Annotated in this window: 14 protein-coding genes; 10 read left to right on the top strand and 4 right to left on the bottom strand. The window is 72.3% G+C overall.

Annotated features, from left to right (window positions below; translation table 11 throughout):
• Positions 1–309 precede the first annotated feature (309 nt).
• A complete protein-coding gene (locus tag FD678_RS19485; protein WP_140727907.1) occupies positions 310–1,923 on the bottom strand; it encodes a GGDEF domain-containing protein in 1,614 nt (537 codons plus the stop codon).
• A gap of 172 nt (positions 1,924–2,095) precedes the next feature.
• On the opposite strand from FD678_RS19485, the gene FD678_RS19480 reads away from it, so the two are divergent.
• The 7 genes from FD678_RS19480 to glgX all read left to right on the top strand — a co-directional run bounded on the left by FD678_RS19480 (position 2,096) and on the right by glgX (position 14,908).
• Complete coding sequence (locus tag FD678_RS19480) at positions 2,096–3,967, top strand: DUF1302 domain-containing protein (protein ID WP_177497923.1); 1,872 nt, start codon at positions 2,096–2,098, stop codon at positions 3,965–3,967.
• Between the two features lie 220 nt (positions 3,968–4,187).
• A complete protein-coding gene (gene glgA, locus FD678_RS19475) occupies positions 4,188–5,747 on the top strand; it encodes a glycogen synthase GlgA (RefSeq protein WP_140727905.1) in 1,560 nt (519 codons plus the stop codon).
• A 44-nt stretch (positions 5,748–5,791) separates the two neighbouring features.
• A complete protein-coding gene (locus FD678_RS19470; protein ID WP_218569887.1) occupies positions 5,792–7,993 on the top strand; it encodes a 1,4-alpha-glucan branching enzyme in 2,202 nt (733 codons plus the stop codon).
• Positions 7,994–8,087: 94 nt separating this feature from the next.
• A complete protein-coding gene (locus FD678_RS19465) occupies positions 8,088–10,016 on the top strand; it encodes a 4-alpha-glucanotransferase (RefSeq protein WP_140727903.1) in 1,929 nt (642 codons plus the stop codon).
• A complete protein-coding gene (gene treY / locus FD678_RS19460) occupies positions 10,013–12,556 on the top strand; it encodes a malto-oligosyltrehalose synthase (RefSeq protein ID WP_140727902.1) in 2,544 nt (847 codons plus the stop codon). Before FD678_RS19465 ends, treY begins: the two co-directional genes overlap by 4 nt.
• Before the next feature lie 11 nt (positions 12,557–12,567).
• Positions 12,568–12,741 carry a DUF2934 domain-containing protein gene (locus tag FD678_RS19455; protein WP_140727900.1) on the top strand — a complete coding sequence of 58 codons (174 nt, stop codon included), beginning with the start codon at positions 12,568–12,570 and terminating at the stop codon, positions 12,739–12,741.
• Position 12,742: 1 nt separating this feature from the next.
• Positions 12,743–14,908, top strand: coding sequence for a glycogen debranching protein GlgX (gene glgX, locus FD678_RS19450; RefSeq protein WP_140727898.1), 2,166 nt, complete (start codon positions 12,743–12,745; stop codon positions 14,906–14,908).
• 153 nt (positions 14,909–15,061) lie between these two features.
• On the opposite strand, the gene FD678_RS19445 is transcribed toward glgX, so the two are convergent.
• Entirely contained in the window at positions 15,062–15,322 is a 261-nt protein-coding gene (locus FD678_RS19445) for a hypothetical protein (RefSeq protein WP_140727896.1), read from the bottom strand.
• Between the two features lie 124 nt (positions 15,323–15,446).
• On the opposite strand from FD678_RS19445, the gene FD678_RS19440 reads away from it, so the two are divergent.
• Entirely contained in the window at positions 15,447–16,067 is a 621-nt protein-coding gene (locus FD678_RS19440) for a glutathione S-transferase family protein (protein WP_140727894.1), read from the top strand.
• Positions 16,068–16,077: 10 nt separating this feature from the next.
• Complete coding sequence (locus FD678_RS19435; RefSeq protein WP_140727892.1) at positions 16,078–16,719, top strand: NAD(P)H-binding protein; 642 nt, start codon at positions 16,078–16,080, stop codon at positions 16,717–16,719.
• 39 nt (positions 16,720–16,758) lie between these two features.
• Here the strand turns inward: FD678_RS19435 and FD678_RS19430 are convergent, their stop codons facing one another.
• Positions 16,759–17,517, bottom strand: a complete 759-nt coding sequence (locus FD678_RS19430; protein WP_140727890.1) for an SDR family NAD(P)-dependent oxidoreductase — start codon at positions 17,515–17,517, stop codon at positions 16,759–16,761.
• Positions 17,514–17,738: a hypothetical protein gene (locus FD678_RS19425; protein WP_140727888.1), complete on the bottom strand. Its 225-nt coding sequence runs from the start codon at positions 17,736–17,738 to the stop codon at positions 17,514–17,516. Before FD678_RS19425 ends, FD678_RS19430 begins: the two co-directional genes overlap by 4 nt.
• Here FD678_RS19425 and FD678_RS19420 point away from each other — a divergent pair.
• Positions 17,716–19,125: an FAD/NAD(P)-binding protein gene (locus FD678_RS19420; RefSeq protein WP_140727886.1), complete on the top strand. Its 1,410-nt coding sequence runs from the start codon at positions 17,716–17,718 to the stop codon at positions 19,123–19,125. The two genes, FD678_RS19425 and FD678_RS19420, sit on opposite strands and share 23 nt — an antisense overlap.
• Positions 19,126–19,169 lie beyond the last annotated feature (44 nt).

Here is a 19,169-nt window from a genome sequence, read left to right as displayed (position 1 = left end):
GCGCGGCGAATGCCCGCCCGCCGGGCGAAGCAGTGCTTCGCCTTTTCCGGCGAGCCCATGTGCGCCGCCCTTCGGGTTTTTCCCATTGTCTCCGCCGCTTCGGAGGGGCCGCGCCGCAGTGATATTCGTAGGCCGTGGAGGTTGGCGCGCCGCCGCGCGAGGAAGCGTTGCCCAGCCCAACGCAGAATCGACAGCAACAGCAACGATTGCAGTCGTTGGCTCAGCCGTTCTTGATCCGGCTGGCGCGCACACCATTAGGCCCAGGCTGCGCAAACATCGCGTTCAGCGCGACTCAAACGCCCAATCTCCCTAATCCGCACTCACGACCCGATTCTTGCCAGCCCGCTTGGCCTCGTACATCGCGTGGTCCGCGCGCTTCAGGAGTTCGTCCTGGGTTTCGTGGGGGCGGCTCATGGCCACGCCGGCGCTGAAGGTGAGCATCACGAGCACGTCGTCGTGCACCAGCGAGCGCTGCAACAGGGCGCGCTGCAGCCGGCCCACCGCGGCGGCGGCCTCGAAGATGGTGGCGTCCGGCAGCAGCAGTACGAATTCCTCGCCGCCCAGGCGGGCGATCGCGTCGGTGGCGCGCAGTACGGTGCGGGCCACCTCCACCAGGTGTTTCAATGCGGCATCGCCGCCGGCGTGGCCGTGGGTCCGGTTGACGTGGCGGAAGTCGTCCACGTCCAGCAGGGCTACGCACAGCGGCTGGCCGCCTTGCCGGATGCGCGCCGCTTCGCGCCGGAACAGGTCGTCGAAACCGCGCCGGTTGAGCGCGCCGGTCAACGGGTCCTCGCGCACCAGGACCGCGACGTCCTTCAGTTCGCGCTCCAGCGTGGCGATGCGCTGCTCGGCTTCCTCGACGCGGCGTTGCGCCAGGCGCAGGTCGTCGCGCGCGCCCAGCGCCTGCGCCTGCATCGTCGCGGTGTCCTGCAGCACTTCCTGCAGCAGGCGGTTGAGGTCGGCGATGCTGCGCGCCTGGCCGATCGCCTGCGAGTAGCCGGCGACGCGCTCGTGGTACTGCCCGGTGCTGGCCGCCATGCCGTCCAGGCGCTCGACGAAGGACACCATCATCTCGCGCATCGCCTGCTTGGAGTCGGCGATGCCCTGCTTGAGCAGCCCCTGCTTGTAGATCACCTCGCGCAGGCGGCCGCGCGCCTGTTCGATGGCGCCGTTGTCGAGCGGCCCGGCGATCAGTTCGCGCACCGCGCCGATCTGGCCCTGCAGCCAGCTGCGGTCGTCGAGCAGTTCGCCGACGTTCTCCAGCAGCAGGTCGAACAGGCCAAGCAGCATGTTCTGCTGCTCGGCGGCGTCGTCCACGCGCAGGCCGATCTGGTGGGTCAGCTCGCGCAGGCGGTGCTCCAGCGTCACCAGCTCGTGCCCGGGACGCCAGTGGCGCAGCGCCGCGGCGAGGGTGTCGGCCTCGCGCGCGAGCTGCGGCGTGCGTTGCAGCAGGATCACCATCGCGTTGCCGAGCGCATGGCGCAGCAGGTCGCGCAGCTGCTCGGCCTCGGTGCGGCCATCGGCCAGCGAGTCGGCGATGTCGATGGTGCGGATGTACTTGTCGATCAGCTGGCGCATGGCGCGGCCATAGCCGGGCCAGTCGGCGGCCGCGTAGGCGGCGAGCAGGCGCTTGCCGAGGTCGCGCAGTTCGCCGTGCAGGCTGGCCAGGCCCTCGGCGAAGGCGAGCAACAGCGCCTCCGGGCTGTGCACGTGGCCGAACAGCCGGATCAGGTGCGCGGTGGCGGCCGCCGGGTCGGCGGGCAGGGAAGTCTTGGGCGCCAGCAGCGGCCGGTAGTCCGCCTCCGGCGGTGCATCGGCCTCGCCGTGGCGCGGATGCACCGATGGCCCGCCCGTGCTGCCCCAGGGCAACAGCCGGCGCAGGCCGCGCCGTGTGCCGGGGGGAGATTCGCGTCGGTCGGACATGGCAGGCGGGGTCTGGCGGGGAAAGAACCGGGCCATGCGCCCGATATCGGGTGATCGGCCATGCGCGCGCGGACTTGAGCCCCCGCGCGGCGGGATGCTTGCAGCTGCAACGGGTGCCGCGGGCGGACCGGGGTGGTATAACGCCGGCCCCCGACGTCGGACGTCCCCCGCTGTGACGCTGTTCCCTTCCCGTGCGCTGCTTGGCGCCGTGCCGTGCTTTTGCCTGTTCGCGAGCCTGCCGCTGCAGGCGGCCGAATTCGACTTCGCCGATGGCGAAGGCAAGCTGACCTGGACCGCCCGCGCCGTGGCCGGTGCCGGCATCCGCACCACCGGCGCCTCGCGCCACCTGGTCGGCAAGGGTTTCCGTTCCGATGGCGTGCCCAAGGGTGGCGACGGCAGCGACACCTCCGACGACGGCAACCTCAACTACGGTGCCGGCGACGCCTACTCGGGCCTGTTCAAGCTGAGCAGCCGCATCGAGGCGCGCTGGCGCGATCTCGGCCTGGCGGTGAGCGGCCGCGCCTGGTACGACGCGGTGCAGAAGGACGGCGACGTGCCGCAGGGCAACGTCGCCAACGGGTTCAGGCCGGACGCGCCGCTCGGCGACGGCGGCTTCTCCACGTCCAACCGGTTCTCCGGAGTCATGCTGCTTGACGCCTATGTCCATGGCGGCCGCCCGCTCGGCGCGTCGGTGCGTTGGGACGCCCGCATCGGCCGGCAGCGCATCAAGTGGGGCGAGGGGCTGTTCTTCGCCGGCATCAACCAGGCCAACCCGTTCGACTACACGACCCTGCGCCGGCCGGGCACGGATGCCGCCAGCGAGGCGCAGTTGCCGGTGGAAATGGTCTGGAATCGCTTCGTCTTCGACAACGGGTTGAGCGTGGAGGGGTTCTGGCAGTGGAAGTGGCGTGCCGCCGAACTCGACCCGTGCGGCACGTTCTGGTCGGGCACCGACATCGGCATCGACGCCGGCTGCGCCGGCCTGCAATCGAATGCCTACTACCCGATCAACGCCGGCCATGCCGAGGCCGGGCGGTGGCTCAGCGACGGTTTCATGAACGCGGCGGGCGCCTACCTGCCGCGCGGCACCGACATCCCCGGCAAGGACGGCGGCCAGTTCGGGCTGGCGCTGCGTTACGACGCGGCCGCGCTCGGCACCGAGTTCGGCGCCTACTTCATGCGCTACAACGCGCGCACGCCGATCCTCGACGCGACCACGCCCGACGCCGCGCTGGTCCAGCCCGGCCTGGCCGCGCGCCTGGTCGCCGCCGGCGTGCCGCCGGTCTATGCGCAGCTGTCCACGCGCCTGTCCACGATCACCGAATCGTGGCAATACCCGGGCGGCATCCGCCTGTTCGGGCTGTCCGCGTCCACGCGTTGGCGGCAATGGAAGTTCGGTGCCGAGGCCAGCCTCGCCGACGACCTGCCGGTGCAGCTGAACACCGCCGACATGTTCCGCGCGCTGACCGCCAGCGGCGGCCCGATCGGCGCGCGCACGCTTGGCCAGCCCGGCGGCTTCCTGCTCGAGGGCTACGACCGGTTCCGCAAGGTGCAGCTGCAGTTCAACGCCACCCGCACGCTCGGCCCGCTGTGGGGGGCACGGGGCGGCATGCTGGCCGGCGAGGTCGCCTGGCAGCACGTGGACCTTCCGTCGCTGGGCGTGGCGCGCTACGGGCGCGGCTTCGCCTGGGGGTACTCGCCGCAGGGTTTCGACGGCAGCTGCGCGGCGGTGCAGAACCCGGACGGGTGCGTGAACGAGGGCTACTTCACCCGGGTGGCGTGGGGCTACCGGCTGAAGGGGCAGCTCGACTACGCGGTCGGCGGCGCCACCGTCTCGCCCAGCCTGGCCTGGGGCCACGACGTGCGAGGTTACTCGGTGGACAGTGCGCTGGTCGCGCATCGCCGCGTCGTCACGGTGGGCGTGGCGGGCAAGTCCGGGCGCTATTTCGCCAGCCTCGGTTACACCCGCTATCTCGGCGACAACGAATACGACGTGCTGGCCGACCACGACAACCTGGTCGCGGCGATGGGGGCGACGTTCTGACACAAGGCGGGTGGAGCGGGCGTCGCATTCATCGCGCCGCGCTTCACGCATTCTTTCGCGTTCTCCGGTAGATTCGCCGACAGAGGGCACGCGGTGTCCACCGGCCGGCCCTCCACCCGTTACTCGATCCAGATCGCCCGCCCGCAAGGCCGGCGATGGCGGTTGCTCCACCGTTGCACCGGCTGTTTCCGTCTTTCCCCCCACACTGACGGATGTAGTGATGGTCGCCCTGTTTACGCTCGACAGTTCCGTCGCGCTGCTGCGCGACGCTCCCCCGTCGCCTCCGCCGACGGCGCGCACGCGCGATGCGCGCGGACGTTTCGTCCGCCACCACGAGGCCCTGCCGCCCCCGCAGCCCGATACCCGCAACGCCTTGTTCGTGGTGTCGGAGATGGCCGACTTCGTCAAGGCCGGCGGGCTCGGCGACGTCGCCGCCGCGCTGCCGCGCGAACTCCGGCGGCGCTACGACGTGCGCGTGCTGATCCCCGGCTACCGCGCGGTACTGGCGCGCGCCGGGCGGGTGGAGGTGGTCGGCCGGGTGGTGGCGCATGCCGGGTTGCCGGCCTGCGACATCGGGCGCATCGAGCAGGCCGACGGCCTGCCGGTCTACATCCTGCTGTGCCCGGCGCTGTTCGAGCGCGAGGGTTCGCCCTACGTCGCCAGCGACGGCCAGGAATGGGACGACAACGCGGTGCGCTTCGCCACGCTGTCGCACGCCGCCGCGCAGATCGCCGCCGGCCATGCCGGGCTCGACTGGCAACCGCACCTGCTGCACCTCAACGACTGGCCGTGCGCGCTGGCCGCGGCCTACGTGCGCTGGGCCGGCGGCACCACGCCGTGCCTGCTGACCATCCACAACCTGGCCTACCAGGGCCTGTTCCCGTACTCGCTGGCGCCGGTGCTCGGCATCCCGCCCGAGCACGTGCACGAACTCGCGTTCTACGGGCAGCTCTCGTTCCTGCGCGGCGGCATCGTGCATGCCGACCACGTCAACACGGTCAGCGTCAGCTATGCCACGCAGATCACCGGCGCGGCGCAGGGCTGCGGGCTGGACGACCTGCTCGCCGGGCGCGCCGCCAGCGGCGCGCTGTCCGGCATCGTCAACGGCATCGACGACAGCTGGGACCCGCGCACCGACGGCCACCTGCACAGCCATTTCAGCGTCAACCAGTGGCAGGGCCGCAACGAGAACGCGCGCCAGGTGCGCCAGGCGTTCGGCCTTCCGCAGGGCGACGGCCCGTTGTTCGCGGTGGTGTCGCGGCTGGTGCACCAGAAGGGGCTGGACCTGATCTGCGAGGTCGCCCCGCAGATCGTCGCGGCCGGCGGCCAGATCGTGGTCATCGGCGGGGGCGAACCGCAGATCGAGCAGCAGGTGGCGGCGCTGGCGCGCCGTTATCCGGGTCACGTCGGCGCCTACATCGGCTTCGACGAGGCGCTGGCGCGGCGGATGTTCGCCGGGGCCGACTTCCTGCTGATGCCGTCGCGCTTCGAGCCGTGCGGGCTGAGCCAGATGTACGCGCAACGCTTCGGTTGCCTGCCGATCGCGCATGCCACCGGCGGCCTGATCGACACCGTCGACGACGGCGTCACCGGCTTCCTGTTCCACGGCGCCAGCGCCGACGCGCTGCGGCGCTGCCTGCAGCGCGCGTTCCGCACCTTCCGCCTGCCCAGCCTGCTGGGCGCCATGCGGCGCGCGGCGATGTTGCGTCCCAGCGGCTGGGACGTGGCCGCGAGCAAGTACATCGCCCTGTACGAACGCACGACCGCGGTGGACGCATGAGCGAGCGCGAGCAGGGGACGGTGGGCGGCGAGGGCGAGGCGGGCATGGTGGCGATCGGGCAGGACGGCGCGGCGGCCCCGCCTGCGGCGTTGCGGGCCCTGGCGTGCGGCGAGCCCGCCGACGCGTTCGCGTTCCTGGGGCCGCACGGGCAGGAGGACGGCACGCTCAAGGTGCGCGTGCTGCTGCCGGAAGCCGAGGCGGTCGGCCTGGTCGATGCGCAGGGCCGCCTGTTGGCGCGGCTGCACCCGGGCGAGTTCCCGGGCCTGTTCGAGGGCGTGCTGCGGGAGCCGGCCGGCTACCGCCTGCGGATCGTCTGGCCGGACGCCGTGGAGGAAATCGAGGACGTCTACGCCTACGGCCCGGTGATCGCCGAAGAAGACCTGCAGCGGATCGTGCAGGGCGACGGCGAAGCGCTGCGCCGCGCGCTCGGCGCCCACCACGAACGGCGCGACGGCGTGCCCGGCGTGCGCTTCGCGGTGTGGGCCCCGAATGCGCGCCGGGTCGCGCTGGTCGGCGACTTCAACGGCTGGGACGGGCGCCGCCACCCGATGCGCCTGCGCCACACCGCCGGGGTGTGGGAGCTGTTCGTGCCGGGCGTGGCCGCCGGCGCGCGCTACAAGTACGAGATCACCGCGGCCGACGGCAGCCGCCTGCCGCACAAGGCCGATCCGCTCGCGCGGCAGGCCGAGGCGCCGCCCGCGACCGCCTCGGTGGTGCCGGCCGGCGAGGCGTTCGCCTGGCGCGACGGCGACTGGCTGGACGCGCGCGCGCAGGGCTTCGACCGGCGGCCGCTATCGGTGTACGAGCTGCATGCAGGCTCATGGCGCCGCGCCGCCGATGGCGGCCTGCCGGACTGGGATGCGCTGGCCGCGGAACTGGTGCCGTACGTGCGCGAGCTGGGCTTCACCCACATCGAGCTGCTGCCGGTCACCGAGCATCCGTTCGGCGGTTCGTGGGGCTACCAGCCGCTGGGCATGTACGCGCCGACCGCGCGGCACGGTTCGCCGGAGGCGTTCGCGCGGTTCGTCGACGCCTGCCACCAGGCCGGCATCGGCGTGATCCTGGATTGGGTGAGCGCGCACTTCCCCGGCGACGAGCACGGCCTGCAGCGCTTCGACGGCACCGCGCTGTACGAACATGCCGATCCGCGCGAGGGCTTCCACCGCGACTGGCACACGCTGATCTACAACTACGGCCGGCACGAAGTGGCCGCCTACCTGATCGGCAGCGCGCTGGAGTGGATCGAGCGCTACCACGTCGACGGCCTGCGCGTGGATGCGGTCGCCTCGATGCTCTACCGCGACTACAGCCGCGAGGACGGGCAATGGATCCCCAACGAGCATGGCGGCCGCGAGAACCTGCAGGCGGTGGCCTTCCTGCGCAGGCTCAACGACGAGATCGCGCGGCGCTTCCCGGGGGTGATGATGATCGCCGAGGAGTCCACCGCCTGGCCGGGCGTCACCGCGCCGACCGCGCGCGGCGGGCTGGGATTCACCCACAAGTGGAACATGGGCTGGATGCACGACACGTTGCAGTACCTGCAGCGCGACCCGGTGCACCGCTCGCACCACCACAGCGAGATGACGTTCGGCCTGGTGTACGCGTTCTCCGAACGCTTCGTATTGCCGCTCTCGCACGACGAGGTGGTGCACGGCAAGCGCGCGCTGCTGGCCAAGATGCCGGGCGACGACTGGCAGCGCTTCGCCAACCTGCGCGCCTACCTCGGCTTCATGTGGGCGCACCCGGGCAGCAAGCTGCTCTTCATGGGCGGCGAGTTCGGCCAGTGGCGCGAGTGGGACCACGACGGCACGCTCGACTGGGGCGCGCTGGCGCACCCGGCGCATGCCGGGCTGCGCCGGCTGGTGGCCGACCTCAACCGCGTCTATCGCGGGCATCCCGCGCTGCACCGCGGCGACCACCTGCCGGAGGGCTTCGACTGGAGCGTCGGCGACGACCATTCCAACAGCGCCTTCGCCTTCGTCCGGCACGATCCGGACGGCGCCGCGCCGCCGCTGCTGGCGGTGAGCAACTTCACGCCGGTGCCGCGCCACGGCTACCGGGTCGGCGTGCCGCGCGCCGGGCTCTGGCGCGAGATCCTCAACACCGACAGCGGCCATTACGGAGGCAGCAACGCCGGCAACGGCGGCGGCCTGCGCACCGAGCCCGTGCCGATGCACGGCCATGCGCAATCGCTGCAACTGCAGCTGCCTCCGCTGGCGACGCTGTACCTGCAGGCGGAGGGATAGTGCCGTGCCGCGCGGAACGTCGGCATCCATCCTTCCCGCCCGGCGGGAATGACGGATCGGGGCACGGGCAAAGAATCCGCCAGGAAGCCACGCGATGAGCGAAACCGACGACCTGCACGCCCTGGCACGCGCGGCCGGCCTGCGGGTCGATTGGACCGACGTGGACGGCCGCCCGCGCCGGGTCACGCCGCCGACGTTGCGGGCCGTGCTCGAAGCGCTCGGCCGGCCCGCACGCGATGCACGGCAATGCCGCGACAGCCTGCGCAGGCTCGGCGGCGCCGCCACGCCGCCGCCCTTGCCGACCGTGCAGGCCGGGGCCGCGCTGGAGCTCGCCTGCGGCACCCCGGCGCAATGGGTGGACGAGGACGGCAACGCCTGCGATGCGGTGCGCGATGCCGGCGGTGCCTTGCACGCGCCCGCACGCCCCGGCTACTGGACCTTGCTGCACGGCACGCAGGCGCAGGCCGTGGCGGTGGCGCCGGCGCGCTGCTTCTCGGTGGCCGATGCCTGCGGCGGCACGCCGGCGCGCGCCTGGGGGTTGGCTTTGCAGGTCTATTCGGCGCGCAGCGAGGGCGATGGCGGGATCGGCGACGCCGGCGGGGCCGACGACTGGGTGCGCCGCGCCGCGCTCGCACGCGCGGATGCGCTGGCCTTGAGCCCGGTCCATGCGGCCCGGCCGATACGCACCGCCTACAGCCCGTATTCGCCGAGCGACCGGCGCTTCCTCGATCCGCTGCATGCCGCGCCGCGCCGCGTGCTCGGCAGGCTCGCGCAGGACGTCCTGGCGCGCGATCCCGGCCTGTCCTCGGCGCTGCGGCAGCTGCAGGACGCGGAGCTGATCGACTGGCCGCGCGCGGCGCATGCGAAGGGGCGATGGCTGCGCGCGCTGCATGCCGCCTTCGGCGAAGCCGCGCCGGTCCTGCGCGACGACCTGGCCGCGTTCCGGCGCGAAGCCGGACCGGCGCTGGCCGATTACGCCGGTTTCGCCGCCGCCGACTTCGGCGATGGCGATCCCGGGCTGCATGCGTTCGGACAATGGCTGGCCGCGCGCAGCTGGCAGGGCGTGCAGCGCGACGCGCGCGAGCGCGGCATGGCGATCGGGCTGATCGCCGACCTGGCGGTGGGCTTCGATCCGCATGGCGCCGAAGCCGCGGCCTGGCCGCGGGAGGTGCTGCGCGGCGTCGGCCTGGGCGCGCCTCCGGATGCGTTCAATGCCGACGGCCAGGCCTGGAACCTGGCCACCTATTCGCCCGATGCCCTGCGCGATGCCGGGTACGCGCCGTTCCTGGCGTTGCTGAGGGCGGTCATGCGCGACCGCGGCGGGATCCGCATCGACCATATCCTCGGCCTGCAGCGATTGTGGCTGGTGCCCGAAGGGGCCGGTTCCGGCGACGGCGTCTACCTCGACTACCCCCTGCACGACCTGCTCAACCTGCTGGCGCTGGAATCGTGGCGGCACCGGGCGGTAGTGATCGGCGAGGACCTGGGCGTGGTGCCGCCCGGCATCCGCCAGGCGCTGTCGGCGCGCGGCGTGATGGGCATCGACGTGCTGATGTTCACCCGCGCCGCCGACGGCGCGTTCCTGCCGCCGGCGCAATGGCGCGCCGACGCGGTCGCCACCACCACCACCCACGACTTGCCGACCCTGGTCGGCTGGCGCCAGGGCGTGGACATCGCCTGGCGCGAACGGTTGGGCCTGTCGGGGCCGGACGACGCGCCGCGCAGGCGCCAGGCCGACCTGGTCGCCCTGCAACGCGCGATCGCCCTGGCCGGCCTGGATACCGGGCATCCCTGGCGCGATGCGCTGGCCTACGCCGCGCGCGGACCGGCTCCGCTGGCGTTGCTGCCGGTGGAGGACGCACTCGCCTTGCCCGAGCAACCCAACCTGCCCGGCACCGTGGCGGGCCATCCCAACTGGCGCCGGCGCCTGCCCGATCCCGTGCCGGCGGAAACCTTGCACGCCGCGGTGCAGGCCTTCGCCGAAGCCCGGCGCCTGCCGTTGCCGGAGGAGGCGACCCGATGATCCCCTTGCGTGCCGCCGCGCGCCTGCAACTGCAGGCGTCCTTCGGTTTCGATGCCGCCGCCGCGCAGGTGCCGTACTACGCCGCGCTCGGCGTCAGCCACCTGTACCTCTCGCCGATCGGGCAGGCCGTGCCCGGCTCCACGCATGGCTACGACAACACCGATCCGGGCACGGTCAATCCCGAGCTCGGCGGCGAAGCGGGCCTGGTGCGCTTGTCGCGGGCGGCGCGCGCGCATGGCATGGGCCTGTTGCTGGACATCGTGCCCAACCACATGGCCACGCACGCGACCAATCCATGGTGGTGGGACGTGCTGCGCCACGGCCGGCGCAGCCGCCACGCGCAGTGGTTCGACATCGATTGGCAGGCGCCCGGCTGCGACGGCAAGCTGCTGCTGCCGGTGCTCGACCGGCCTTTGGCCCAGGCCCTGCGCGAAGGACGGCTGCAGGCGGTGGACGCGGACGGGCAGGTGCAGCTGGCCTACGACGACCAGCGCTTCCCGCTGGAGACGGACGGAGCCGGGATGCCCGTCGACGGCGAGCGGCTGCGGCAACTCATCGAGCGGCAGCCGTACCGGTTGCTGTGGTGGCGCGCCGGGAGCGACCTGGTCAATTACCGCCGGTTCCTGGACATCGCCTCGCTGGTCGCGCTGCGGATGGAGCGGGCGGAGGTGTTCGAGGCCGTGCATGCGCTGCCGCTGCGGCTGGTGGCCGAGGGCCATGTCGATGGCGTGCGCATCGACCATATCGATGGCCTGGCCGATCCGCGCCGGTACCTGCGGCGATTGCGCGCCGCGCTGGATGCGGCCGGCCGCGGGCGGGGCCTGCCCGCCGGCAGCATCGCGCTGTACGTGGAAAAGATCCTGCCCCGCGGCGAAGACCTGCCGCAGGGCTGGCGCTGCGACGGCACCACCGGCTACGACTTCATGGACCAGGTCGGCGGCTGGTTGCATGCCGCCTCCGGCCGGGCCCCGCTCGCCGCCGCGTGGCGCCGCCTCAGCGGGCGCGACGGCGACTTCGACGCGGAAGTGCGGCAGGCGCGCGCCGAGCTGTTGCGCGGCCCGCTGCAGGCCGAGTTCATGCGCGCCGTGGCGGCGCTGTCGGCGGTGGCGCGGCACCAGCCCGACGCACGCGACTTCAGCCCGCAGATGCTGGCGCGCGGACTGGCCACGCTGTTGTGCGGAGTGCCCGGATACCGCGCCGATGGACGCGCGGGGCTGGCCGCGGACGCCCGCGAGCGGCTGCAGGCGGCCGCACGTGCCGCCGGCGAGGGCATGCCCGAGGCGGTGCGCGCCGCCATCGCGGCGGTCCTGCCGTGGCTGCAAGGCGACGACGGCGCGCCCGCCGCGCAGATCGCATCGCGCCGCGCCGCGCGCCTGCGCATCGAACAGCTCGCGACCGCGCTCAACGCCAAGGCGGTCGAGGACACCGCGTACTACCGCCATGGCGTGCTGCTCTCGCGCAACGAGGTGGGCAGCCTGCCGGACGCGGCGAACTTCGCGTTGGACGCGGCGGGTTTCCATGCCGCCTGCCGTGCCCGCGCCAAGCGCCATCCGCGCGCGCTGCTGACCACCGCCACCCACGACCACAAGCGCGGCGAAGACGTGCGTGCGCGCCTGGCGGTGCTGTCCGCGCGACCGCGCTGGTGGATCGGGCAGGTCGAGCGCTTCGAAGCGCTGGCGGCGAGCTGCGGGCTCCAGGCGCTGCACGGCGGCGATCGCTGGATGCTGTGGCAGACGCTGGTGGCGGCCTGGCCGCCGCCCTTGCGCCCGGACGATCCGGACGCGCTGCGCGATCTGGCCGCGCGCATCGTGGCATGGCAGCGCAAGGCCTTGCGCGAGGCCAAGCTGTCCACCAGCTGGATCGATCCGTGCCCGGATTACGAACGGGCCGCGCAAGCGGGCGTGCAAGCCCTGCTGTGCGAGCCGCGCGGACAGCCGTTGCGGCGCGCTCTGTGGCGGGCGGCGCAGGCGATCGGCCCGGCCGGTGCATGCAACGGGCTGGCGCAGGCGGCGCTGCGCCTGACCGTGCCGGGCGTGCCGGATCTCTACCAGGGCTGCGAGGGCTGGGACCTGTCGCTGGTCGATCCCGACAATCGCCGCGCGGTGGACTACGGCCTGCGCCAGGCCTGGCTGCACGACGAGCGTGGCTGGAGCGCGCTGCTCCACGACTGGCGTGACGGGGCGGTCAAGGCGCGCCTGGTCGCGCGGCTGCTGCGACTGCGCCATGACCATCCGGCGCTATTCTCTCAGGGCGACTACCAACCGCTGCCCACGCCGCGCATCGCCGGCGCGCAGCTGTTGGCGTTCCGGCGCCGGCAGGGCGGCCGGGACCTGGTGGTGGCGGTCGCGCGCGCCAGCGGCGCCGGCGCCGATCCCGCGTTGCCGCTGCCGGCCAGGACCTGGGGCGACGCCCGGCTGGCGTTGCCGCCGGGGCGCTATCGCCACGCGCTGGCCGGCACCGAGCTCGACGCGCGTGGCGGGCGGCTCGCCGCCCCGGCGCTGTTCGCGGGCGGGCCGGTCGCCGTGTTGCTTTCGACATGACGGGAAAACCGATGGACGCAGAACAACGGAAGCGACGCATCCAGCAGCTCGCGCGCGAAATATGGGAGGCCGAGGGCCGCCCGGACGGCCAGGAGCTGCGGCATTGGGCGATGGCCGAGCGGTTGGTGGACGCGGAGATCCGTGCGGCCGAGCAGGACGCCGCGCCGCCGCCGGGAGAGCGCTGAGATGCCGCCGCGCAAGCTGGGCCAGCGCTCGCGCATCCGCGAAGGCCGGCCGTTCCCGCTCGGTGCGACCTGGGACGGATTGGGCGTCAACTTCGCGCTGTACTCGGTCAACGCCACCAAGGTGGAGCTGTGCCTGTTCGACGTGCGCGGCCGCGAGACCGAGCGCATCGTGCTGCCCGAGTACACCGACGAGGTCTGGCACGGCTACCTGCCGGAAGCGCGCCCGGGCCTGCGGTACGGCTATCGCGTGCACGGCCCCTACGTGCCGGATGCCGGCCATCGCTTCAACCCCAACAAGCTGCTGCTCGATCCGTACGCCAAGCAGATCGTCGGCCACCTGAAATGGGCGCCGCAGGTGTTCGGCTACACGCTCGGGCACAAGGACAAGGACCTGAGCTTCGACCGCCGCGACAGCGCGCCGTTCGTCCCGCGCAGCGTGGTGGTCGATCCTGCGTTCACCTGGGGCGCCGACCGCGCGCCGCGCACGCCGTGGAACCACACGGTGATCTACGAGGCGCACGTGCGGGGCCTGAGCATGCGCCACCCGGAGATCGGGCAGGACCAGCGCGGCACGTTCTCCGCGCTCAAGCACGAGGCGCTGGTCGGCCACCTGCGCGAGCTCGGCGTCACCGCGCTCGAACTGCTGCCGGTGCATGCCTTCGTCGACGACCAGCCGCTGCTGGAAAGAGGCCTGCGCAACTACTGGGGCTACAACACGATCGGGTTCTTCGCGCCGCAGCCGCGCTATCTCTCCACCCACACCGTCGCCGAGTTCAAGGAAATGGTCGCGCGCCTGCATGCGGCCGGGCTGGAGCTGATCCTCGACGTGGTCTACAACCACACCGCCGAGGGCAACGAACTCGGCCCGACGCTGTCGTTCCGCGGCATCGACAACGCCAGCTACTACCGCTTGGCCGACGAGCGGCGCTTCTACATCAACGACACCGGCACCGGCAACACCTTCGACCTGACCAACGCCGGTGCGCTGCGCATGGTCCTGGACTCGCTGCGCTACTGGGTGCAGGAAATGCACGTGGACGGCTTCCGCTTCGACCTGGCGACGATCCTCGGCCGCGAGCGCTACGGCTTCGATCCGTCCGGCAGCTTCCTCGATGCCGTGCGCCAGGACCCGGTCCTCAACCAGGTCAAGCTGATCGCCGAACCGTGGGACATCGGCCCGGGTGGCTACCAGGTGGGCAACTTCCCGCCCGGCTGGGCCGAGTGGAACGACAAGTTCCGCGACAACGTGCGCGCGTTCTGGCGCGGCGACCGGGGCACGCTGGCCGAGCTGGCCACGCGCCTGACAGGTTCGGCCGACCTGTTCGACCACCGCGGCCGCCGGCCGACCGCGTCGGTGAACTTCATCACCGCGCACGACGGCTTCACCCTGCACGACCTGGTCACCTACGAACAGAAGCACAACGAAGCCAACGGCGAGGACGGCCGCGACGGCCACAACCACAACCTGTCCTGCAACCACGGCGTGGAGGGCGAGACCGACGACGTCGCCATCAACGCCCTGCGCCGCCGCCAGATGCGCAACCTGCTGGCGACGCTGCTGTTCTCGCAGGGCACGCCGATGCTGCTGGCCGGCGACGAGTTCGGCCACAGCCAGGCCGGCAACAACAACGCCTATTGCCAGGACAACGAGCTGACCTGGATCGACTGGGAGGCCGCCGCGCGGCCGCCGGCCTCGGACCTGTCGGGATTCGTGCGCCGGTTGCTGGCGCTGCGGCGGCGCTATCCGCTGCTGCACCGCTCGCGCTTCTTCGACGGCGAGTACGACGAGGCGCTCGGATTGAAGGACGTCACCTGGCTGCGCCCGGATGGCGAGGAGATGCGGAACGCGGACTGGCGCAATGGCGAGCAGCGCGCGCTGATGGTGCGCCTGGACGGCCGCGCCCCGGCCAGCGGGCTGCGCCAGATCGCCGCCAACGTGACCTTGCTGATGCTGTTGAACGCGTCGGAGGAGGAACTGCCTTTCACGCTGCCGGCGATGCACGACGAGCACTGGAAGGTGCTCGTCGATACCGCGCGCCACGGAGGGCGCGCGGTGGCCGGCGGCAGCGTGTTGACGGTGGCGTCGCGCGCGCTGGTGCTGCTGGCGGTGGAGCGCGACCGCATCGCGAGCACGGCGAAGGTGGTGTCGAGCCGCAGTGGAAGCTAGGCGTTCCGCCACGGAAGCGGCCGGCTGTTCGGATCCAGGACGCAGGGGCTCCAGCAGCGTCGTTCTTGCTTGTCGATGCGATGGGTACGATGGCACCCGGCGCGGAACGCATACGCGTCCGTTCCGCTCAGGCGGCGACCGCGGTGCGGATGCTCAGCATTCGCCGTTGTTCACCAGGGTCCGGCCGAGGCGGAAGCCTTCCAGTACGGCCTGTTCGGCTTGCGGCCATGGCGTGTCGTCCTCGATGCGGCGGCAATGCTCGCCATTGGGACGGCGCACGTCGACGCGCACGCGCCATGCATCCCCGGCGCGTTCGCGGTGCGCGCGCACGCGGATGTCGTGCAGCAGATAGGTCTCGATTTCGTAGCGGCTCTCGCGGGCCATCAACGTTTCCTGCTGGATCGGTGATGCCATTCTCGATGCCGTTTCCTTGAGGGCATGTGAGCGGGCGGCCGCCGAAGTCAGGCGCCAGACAGCATGGAACATGGTCCGCGCGGCGCCTTTCTGCGTCTAGAATCCAGCATTTGGAGGCGAAACGATGCTCAAGATCTGGGGACGTCACAATTCCAGCAACGTGCGCAAGGTGTTGTGGTGCGCGGAGGAAATCGGCCTGCCGTACGAATCGGTTCAGGTCGGCGGCGCATACGGCGGCACCGACGAGCCCGCTTACCGCGCGATGAATCCCAACGGCCTGGTGCCGGTGATCGAGGACCACGGCCTGCCGCTGTGGGAGTCCAATACCATCGTGCGCTATCTCTGCGCGCGCTACGCGCTCGACGTGCTGTACCCCTCCGATCCGGCCGAACGCGCGATCGGCGAGAAGTGGATGGACTGGACCACCTCGAGCTTCGCGCCGGCGTTCCGCGACCTGTTCTGGGGCGTGTTGCGCACCGCGCCGGAGCAGCGGGACGCGGCCGCGATCGCCGCGGCGCTGGAGCGTTCGGGCCAGTTGCTCGCCCGCGCCGATGCCGCGTTGTCCAGGCAGCCGTGGCTGTCGGGCGAGCGCTTCGCCATGGGCGACATCCCGTTGGGGGCATTCGCCTATGCCTGGTTCGGGATGCCGATCGAGCGTCCCGAGTTGCCGCACCTGCAGGCGTGGTACGAACGGCTCGTGCAGCGGCCGGCCTACCGGGCCGGCGTGATGACCCCGCTGACCTGAGATCGCACCGGTGGCGAAGCGGATCGTGCTGGCGGGAGCCACCGGATTGGTCGGCGGCCATGTCCTGGCGCGATTGCTGGCCGACGAGCGGGTGGCCGAGGTGATCGCGCCGACCCGCCGTGCGCTGCCGCCGCCGCTGGCGGCGAAGCTGCGCAATCCGGTGATCGACTTCGAGCGGGTACGCACGGCGGCGCGCGACTGGCGGGCGGACGCGGCGATCTGCGCGCTGGGCAGCACGATGAAGCGGGCCGGTTCGCGCGAGGCGTTCTTCCGCATCGACCACGACTATCCCCTGTGGCTGGCGCAGGCCCTGCGCGAAGCGGGCGTGCCGGTCTTCGTGCTGAACTCCGCGATGGGCGCCGATCCGGGCTCGAGGTTCTTCTACAACCGGGTGAAGGGCGAACTGGAGCGCGACCTGCGCGCGCTCGGCTTCGATTCGCTGACGTTGGTGCGGCCGGGATTGATCGGCGGCGAGCGCGAGCGGTCCAGGACGCTGGAGCGCGTGTCGGGCCTCGTGCTGGGGACGCTGGGACCGCTGCTGCCGCGCGCATGGCGGATCAATCCCTCGCCGCGCATCGCCGCGGCCATGGTCGCGGCCGCGTTGGCGCCCAGGCCCGGCGTCGAGGTGATCGGATCGGCTGCGCTGGCCTGAGCGCGCACGCGCCGGTGCCGTCTCCCGCGGCTGCTCGTCCTATGCGCCGAGCGACTGGCCGCCGTCGACCGCCAGCACCTGGCCGGTGATCCAGCGCGCCTGCGGCGACAGCAGGAAGCGCGCGGCATCGGCCACGTCCTCGACCGCGCCGAAGCTGCCGAACGGGATGCTGGCGCGGATGCGCGCGTACAGCTCCGGCTCCTGCTCGCGGCGGCGGTCCCACAGCCCGCCGGGAAATTCGATCGAGCCGGGCGCGATCGCGTTGACCCGGATGCGTTCGCGCGCCAGCTCGGCCGCCAGCGTGACCGTGTAGTAGTTCAGCGCCGCCTTCGCGGTGGAATAGGCCGTCGCGCGCGGCGTGGGGCGCGAGCCGTTGATCGAGCTGATGTTGAGGATCGCCGCGGCATGGCCCCGGCGCAGGTGCGGCAGCGCCGCGCGGTTGACGCGCACCGCGGCCATCAGGTCCACCTCGAATCCGGCGCGCCAGCTCGCGTCGTCGCTGCCGTTGCCGTAGCCGGACGCGTTGTTCACCACCGCATCGATGCCGCCGAGCGCGTCGGCCGCCGCGGCGATCCAGGCCTGGACCTGGGCGTCGTCGGCGAGGTCGCAAGCATGCCAGTGCACCTGCCGGCCGTGGCGCAGCAGGCGCTCGCCGGCGGTGCCGAGCGCCTGGCGGTCGCGCGCGCAGATCGATACCGCCGCGCCGGCATCGGCGAGCGCATCGGCGATGGCGAACCCGATGCCGCGGCTGCCGCCGGCGACGAGCGCGCGCAGTCCGTGCAGGGAAGCTGGATTCATGCAGTACCTCGGTCCAGATAGCCAAATGCCATTATCGCCGCCGGCGCGATCCGCGCGCGGCCGGGCCTTGCCGCGGCAGGCTCATCGCCATGCGGCATAAGCTCATGATCGATCGCCAGCCGGGCATTAACCCGCGCTTTACACATCGCCTTGGGCATCGGGCGAAAACGTCCGCCGGTCCAACGACGGGGAATACGCATGACCACCCATGTCACGATCATCGGCGCAGGCTTCTGCGGCACCGCGCTGGTCCGCGAGCTGGCCCGCCAGGCGCAGGGCGCGCGCATCCGCGTCAGCCTGGTCGGCGTGGCCGATACCTTCGGCAGCGGCGTGGCCTACGGCGCGGCGCGGCCCGAGCACCTGCTCAACGTCCGCGCCAAGGACCTGGGCATCGATCCGGACGAGCCCGGCGGATTCTCCGATTTCCTGAAGCTGGGCGAGGGCGGGCGCCTGGAGTTCCTGCCGCGCCTGGCCTATGGCGACTACCTGCGCTCGCACCTGGAAACCGCGGTGGAGCAGGCGCCGTTCGAGGTCGAGCGCATCGGCGAGGAGGCGGTGGCGATCGAGCGGGCGCCGGGCGGCGGCTTCCGGATCTTCCTCGCCAGCGGCGAGGGCCTTCGCAGCGACGTGGTGGTGCTCGCGCTCGGCGCGCTGCCGCCGCAATCGCTGCCCGGCATCGGCCCGCGCCTCGGCGTGCATCCGCGCTACATCGGCTGGCCGTGGCAGGGGCCGGTGCTGGAGGCGATCGCGCCGGACGCGCGCATCCTCGTGGTCGGGGCGGGCCTGACCATGGTGGACGTGGCCGCGACGCTGGCGGCGCGCGGGCACCGCGGCACCATCACGGCGATCTCGCGGCGGGGACTGGCGCCGCAACCGCATACCGCGCTGCCGGCGCCGTCGCTGGAGCTGCCGCCGAACGTGCTGCGCGCGCTGCGCGAGCACGACCTGGCCGGCGTGCTGCGCGGGGTGCGCCAACTGATGGCGGTGCTGGACGACTGGCGCCGCGTGATCGATGCGTTGCGCCCGTACCTGCAACCGTTCTGGCGCGGGCTGGGGCAGCCGGAACGGGCGCGTTTCCTGCGCCATCTGCGGCCGTACTGGGAGGTCGCGCGGCACCGCGTCGCGCCGGAAGCGTACGCGCGGCTGCAGATCCTGCAGAAGCTGGGCCGGCTGCAGATCCGCGCGGCGCGCCTGCTGCGCGCCCGGCTGGTCGAGGACGGGCTGGAAGCGGTGCTGCGCGAGCGCGGCCGCGAGCAGGCCGTGGCCGAGCGCTACGACGTGCTGATCCGCGCCACCGGCCTGGATACCGACGTCGATCGCACCAGCGATCCGCTGGTCTCGAGCCTGCGCGAGGGCGGGTTGGTGCGGCCCGATCCGCTCGGCCTCGGCTTGGAGGTGGACCCGTCGCTGCACGTGCTGGACGCCGCGGGCGCGCCGGTGAAAGGACTGTACTGCGTCGGCCCGCTGCTGCGCGGCGCGTTGTGGGAGATCACGGCGGTGCCGGAGTTGCGCGTCGCGGCGCGCGGCTTGGTCCGGCACCTGCTCGAGGATGCCGGCGGGGCGGCGAACCGGCGCGAGGTGCATGCGCCCGTGCGCGTGGTGGGCTGAGCCCAGGGCCTGCCGGCGCGAGGGGGTAGCCGGGGGCGCGTCGC

This window comes from Pseudomonas sp. Hp2 (assembly GCF_006386585.1).
Lineage (GTDB): Bacteria > Pseudomonadota > Gammaproteobacteria > Xanthomonadales > Xanthomonadaceae > Pseudomonas_S > Pseudomonas_S boreopolis.
This window is presented reverse-complemented; position numbering and strand designations above follow the sequence as displayed.

Excerpts from the sequence above, each read along its gene's own strand:
- FD678_RS19485 (WP_140727907.1), bottom strand. The coding sequence starts at position 1,923 with ATGTCCGACCGACGCGAATCTCCCCCCGGCACACGGCGCGGCCTGCGC.
- glgA (WP_140727905.1), top strand. The coding sequence starts at position 4,188 with ATGGTCGCCCTGTTTACGCTCGACAGTTCCGTCGCGCTGCTGCGCGAC.
- FD678_RS19470 (WP_218569887.1), top strand. The coding sequence starts at position 5,792 with ATGGTGGCGATCGGGCAGGACGGCGCGGCGGCCCCGCCTGCGGCGTTG.
- FD678_RS19465 (WP_140727903.1), top strand. The coding sequence starts at position 8,088 with ATGAGCGAAACCGACGACCTGCACGCCCTGGCACGCGCGGCCGGCCTG.
- treY (WP_140727902.1), top strand. The coding sequence starts at position 10,013 with ATGATCCCCTTGCGTGCCGCCGCGCGCCTGCAACTGCAGGCGTCCTTC.
- FD678_RS19455 (WP_140727900.1), top strand. The coding sequence starts at position 12,568 with ATGGACGCAGAACAACGGAAGCGACGCATCCAGCAGCTCGCGCGCGAA.
- glgX (WP_140727898.1), top strand. The coding sequence starts at position 12,743 with ATGCCGCCGCGCAAGCTGGGCCAGCGCTCGCGCATCCGCGAAGGCCGG.
- FD678_RS19445 (WP_140727896.1), bottom strand. The coding sequence starts at position 15,322 with ATGGCATCACCGATCCAGCAGGAAACGTTGATGGCCCGCGAGAGCCGC.
- FD678_RS19440 (WP_140727894.1), top strand. The coding sequence starts at position 15,447 with ATGCTCAAGATCTGGGGACGTCACAATTCCAGCAACGTGCGCAAGGTG.
- FD678_RS19430 (WP_140727890.1), bottom strand. The coding sequence starts at position 17,517 with ATGAATCCAGCTTCCCTGCACGGACTGCGCGCGCTCGTCGCCGGCGGC.
- FD678_RS19420 (WP_140727886.1), top strand. The coding sequence starts at position 17,716 with ATGACCACCCATGTCACGATCATCGGCGCAGGCTTCTGCGGCACCGCG.
- FD678_RS19425 (WP_140727888.1), bottom strand. The coding sequence starts at position 17,738 with ATGATCGTGACATGGGTGGTCATGCGTATTCCCCGTCGTTGGACCGGC.